Origin of the sequence: Pseudokineococcus sp. 5B2Z-1 (assembly GCF_037482305.1) — a bacterium.
Taxonomy (GTDB): domain Bacteria; phylum Actinomycetota; class Actinomycetes; order Actinomycetales; family Quadrisphaeraceae; genus Pseudokineococcus.
Window position 1 is genome coordinate 947,186 of the sequence record NZ_JBBHZG010000001.1, and the last position, 3,474, is coordinate 950,659.

The window sequence follows — 3,474 nt, forward strand, 5'->3', positions numbered from 1 at the left end:
GGGCCGGGCGCGCCGGCGCGCCGGTGGCGGCGGGGGGAACGGCGTTCATGGGCGGGCGTCCCTCGGGTCGACGGGCGGCGGAGCCTGCCGGGCGGCGGGCTCTGCGAGCGGCTCCAGCAACCCCGCCAGCGTAAGCACCATTCCGACCGACTCACTTCAGGTCCAGCATCCGGGACCGCGCCGGCTCGCGCGCCGACCGGCGCCGCCCGACCATCGGGGCATGCCGCGCCTGCGCACGTCCTCCCCCAACGACCCGGGGTGGACCCGCGTGAAGCACGGGAAGGGCTTCCGCTACCTCGACGCCCTCGGCGAGCCGCTCGCCCCCGACGCGCGGGCGCGCTGCGCGGAGCTCGTCATCCCGCCCGCGTGGACGGACGTCTGGATCTGCCCGTGGCCCAACGGCCACATCCAGGTCGTCGGCACCGACGCCGCCGGGCGGCGCCAGTACCGCTACCACGACGAGTGGCGCCGCCAGCGCGACCGCGCCAAGCACGACCGGGTCCTCGAGGTCGCCGAGCGGCTGCCCGCCGCCCGCGAGCGGGTCGCCGCGGAGCTGCGCCAGCCGGGCATGCCCCGCGAGCGGGCCCTCGCCACCGCCTTCCGGCTGCTCGACCTCGGCTTCTTCCGCATCGGCGGCGAGACCTACGCCGAGGCCAACGGCAGCTTCGGCCTCGCCACCATCGAGAAGCAGCACGTCAGCGTCGAGGGCGACCAGATCGTCTTCGACTACGTCGCCAAGTCCGGCAAGGACCGCCACATCGCCGTCGCCGACGCCGACGTCATCGACGCCGTCCAGACGCTGCGCCGGCGCCGGGGGCCCCGCACGGACGACCTCCTGGCGTGGAAGGACCGCGCCGGCTGGCACGACATCACGAGCACCGAGATCAACGCCTACGTCAAGGAGGTCGTCGGCGGCGACGTCTCGGCCAAGGACTTCCGCACCTGGCACGCCACCGTGCTCGCCGCCGTGGCCCTCGCCGTCTCGACCAACGCGGCGACGTCGGCGACGGCGCGCAAGCGGGCCGTCAGCCGGGCCATGCAGGAGGTCTCGATGTACCTCGGCAACACCCCGACGGTGGCCCGCAGCAGCTACGTCGACCCGCGCGTCGTGGACCTCTTCGAGGACGGCGTGACGATCGAGAACGCCCTGGGGCTGCTCGGCGGGGACGTCGAGCCCGGCGAGCCGGCCACGCACGGGGACGTCGAGGCGGCCGTCCTCGCCCTCCTGCACGACGAGCCGGTGTCCGACCGCCGCGCCGCCCGGCAGGGACGCCGGACGCGCGAGCGCGCCGCCGCCTGAGCGGGCCGAGCCGGCCCGGAGCGTCCCGACCGTCGGGCGCGGACCGTCGGGCGCGGGACGGGCCGGCTGCGGCGTCAGCCCCAGCCCAGCTCGTGCAGGCGCTCGTCGTCGATCCCGAAGTGGTGCGCCACCTCGTGCACGACGGTGACGGCGACCTCCTCCACGAGGTCGTCGACGTCGTCGCAGAGCCGCAGCAGCGGCCCCTTGAAGACGGTGATCCGGTCGGGCAGGGAGCCGGCGTCCCACCAGCCGTCGCGCTCGGTGAGGGGCGTGCCCTCGTAGAGACCGAGCAGCGTCGCCGCCGGGTCGTCCGGGTCCAGGTCCCCGGCGGCGCGGGCCTCGGCCAGCTGCTCCTCGTCCGGCTCGTCGGCCACGAGGACGACGACGTTGCTCATCGCCGCCGCCAGCTCCGGGGGGATGCGGTCGAGGCCGTCACCGACGGCGGCCTCGAACTCCTCGTCACCCATCTCCAGCACGGGCCGAGCCTGCCACCGGACCGCTCGAGGGCTCGCTCGTGGGCCCGCCGCCGGGACTCGTAAGCACCACCGCCGGGGCCCCGCCGGGGCCCGTCGGGGGCCGCCCGGCGGCCGCTTTGGAGAAGGGGCGCCCGGTCCCCTATGCTCCTGCACGTCCGAACGCGGCACGCCGCCGGAGGACGCCCCGGGCTCGCCGGGCGTGGGGGCACGGCCCTCATCGTCTAGCGGCCCAGGACACCGCTCTTTCACAGCGGCAGCACGGGTTCGAATCCCGTTGGGGGCACGCACGTCGCACCACCGCCCCGCTCGGGGCGCAGCACCACGGCCTCACCCAGAGGCCCCGTAGCGCAGTTGGTTAGCGCGCCGCCCTGTCACGGCGGAGGTCGCGGGTTCGAGTCCCGTCGGGGTCGCCAGCAGCACCCGGTCAGCCCGTCCCACCCGGTGGGCGCCGGCGCTGCCGCGCAGGGCCAGATAGCTCAGTTGGTAGAGCGTCCGACTGAAAATCGGAAGGTCGGCGGTTCGACCCCGCCTCTGGCCACCACGAGCAGCGCATCGACGAAGGCGGCCACCCTCGAGGGTGGCCGCCTTCGTCGTGCGTCGAGGGTGCGCTCCGCGGCCGCGCCGGGACCAGTCTCCCGCTGCCGAGCTGCCGGCTCCCCGCGCCGCCCACGGGCACGCGACGCGACGGAGCCCGCGACCGCTCGGTCGCGGGCTCCGTCGCTCGGGCGGGGTCGCTCAGGCGACGCGGCCCCAGGTGACACCGCTCGTCGCCCAGATCGTGCGCTTGGAGACGACGCGGCCCGGCTTCGGGGCGTCCCAGATCTGCCAGTTCCCGGCGTAGATGCCCACGTGGTAGACGGAGCCGCTCGAGCTGTGGAAGAAGACGAGGTCGCCGGGCTGCAGCCAGCTCCCGGGGATGGCGCGCGTAGCCGCCCGCTGCTGGGCCGCGGTGCGCGGCAGGGTGCGCCCCGCCTGCTTGTACGACCACTGGGTGAGGCCGGAGCAGTCGAAGCGGGTGGGACCGGTGGCGCCGTAGACTTAGGGCATGCCGGCGCGGGTGGCCGCAGCGGCGACCGCCTTGCCGCCCGCCGTGGTGGCGGCCTCCGCGCTGGACGCCGCCGGGCCGGCGGAGAAGCCGGCGAGGAGCGCGAGCGAGGCGACGAGGACGAGGAGCATGCGCGCGGGCGCGCGCAGGACCGTGCTGGGCAGGGCAGAGCTCATGGGGGGTTCCTCCGGGTACCGCCTGCGGGGGGTGACCTGTCGGGTTCGGGCTCCAGAGATGCCCGGCCGCTGCTGCGGCTTCACCCCGAGGACCCAGCTCCCGCTGGGCCCGGCGCGCCTGGTTCCTCCGCCCCTGCCGAGTCCTCCTGTGCTCAGGTCGCGCGCCGCGGCGGTGGCAGGGTTCGGCGTCCGCGCGGCCGCCCCGCCATCGGCGGGGTCTTCTGACGAAGTGGTCGGCGCGAGTGTGCCAGACCTTTACCCGATCGAGACAGGAGATGCCTCAAGGATCTCGTCCCGTCGCCGAAGGGGCGCACGGGGACCGTGGGGCGCGTGGGACGCGATCGGCGCCGTCCCGCCCGTGCGGCGAGGGCCGTGCGCCCCGGACGGGAGGCCCGGCACACTCCTGCCGTGAGCACTCCGGCACCCGGTCCCGCCGACGACGAGGCGGCCTACCGCGCGGCCCGACGGCGGGCCGCG

Annotated in this window: 3 protein-coding genes, 3 tRNA genes, 1 pseudogene and 1 riboswitch; of the genes and pseudogenes, 4 read left to right on the forward strand and 3 right to left on the reverse strand. The window is 75.8% G+C overall.

The features are described 5' to 3' along the window. Positions 1-220: 220 nt before the first annotated feature. Positions 221-1,300 carry a DNA topoisomerase IB gene (locus WDV85_RS03965; protein WP_339569377.1) on the forward strand — a complete coding sequence of 360 codons (1,080 nt, stop codon included), beginning with the start codon at positions 221-223 and terminating at the stop codon, positions 1,298-1,300. Between the two features lie 74 nt (positions 1,301-1,374). On the opposite strand, the gene WDV85_RS03970 is transcribed toward WDV85_RS03965, so the two are convergent. After that, positions 1,375-1,767 (reverse strand): metallopeptidase family protein, encoded by a 393-nt coding sequence (locus WDV85_RS03970; RefSeq protein WP_298806143.1) that lies wholly within the window; start codon positions 1,765-1,767, stop codon positions 1,375-1,377. A gap of 219 nt (positions 1,768-1,986) precedes the next feature. Between WDV85_RS03970 and WDV85_RS03975 the strand changes: the two genes are divergently transcribed. The 3 genes from WDV85_RS03975 (at position 1,987) to WDV85_RS03985 (ending at position 2,317) form a co-directional block, all read left to right on the forward strand. Next, a tRNA-Glu gene (locus WDV85_RS03975) sits at positions 1,987-2,059 on the forward strand. A gap of 53 nt (positions 2,060-2,112) precedes the next feature. Further along, positions 2,113-2,189 (forward strand) — tRNA-Asp (locus WDV85_RS03980). Between the two features lie 52 nt (positions 2,190-2,241). Continuing rightward, positions 2,242-2,317 (forward strand) — tRNA-Phe (locus WDV85_RS03985). 194 nt (positions 2,318-2,511) lie between these two features. On the opposite strand, the pseudogene WDV85_RS03990 reads toward WDV85_RS03985, so the two are convergent. Then, positions 2,512-2,802 (reverse strand): annotated as a pseudogene (locus WDV85_RS03990) (C40 family peptidase); the annotation flags it as partial. Between the two features lie 12 nt (positions 2,803-2,814). Beyond that, entirely contained in the window at positions 2,815-2,997 is a 183-nt protein-coding gene (locus WDV85_RS03995) for a hypothetical protein (RefSeq protein ID WP_339569378.1), read from the reverse strand. Between the two features lie 30 nt (positions 2,998-3,027). Further along, positions 3,028-3,099: riboswitch (cyclic di-AMP (ydaO/yuaA leader) on the reverse strand. Positions 3,100-3,474: the final 375 nt, after the last annotated feature.

What these genes read in the sequence shown, in the direction of transcription:
- WDV85_RS03965 (WP_339569377.1), top strand. Translation starts at nt 221, where the DNA reads ATGCCGCGCCTGCGCACGTCCTCCCCCAACGACCCGGGGTGGACCCGC.
- WDV85_RS03970 (WP_298806143.1), bottom strand. Translation starts at nt 1,767, where the DNA reads ATGGGTGACGAGGAGTTCGAGGCCGCCGTCGGTGACGGCCTCGACCGC.
- WDV85_RS03995 (WP_339569378.1), bottom strand. Translation starts at nt 2,997, where the DNA reads ATGAGCTCTGCCCTGCCCAGCACGGTCCTGCGCGCGCCCGCGCGCATG.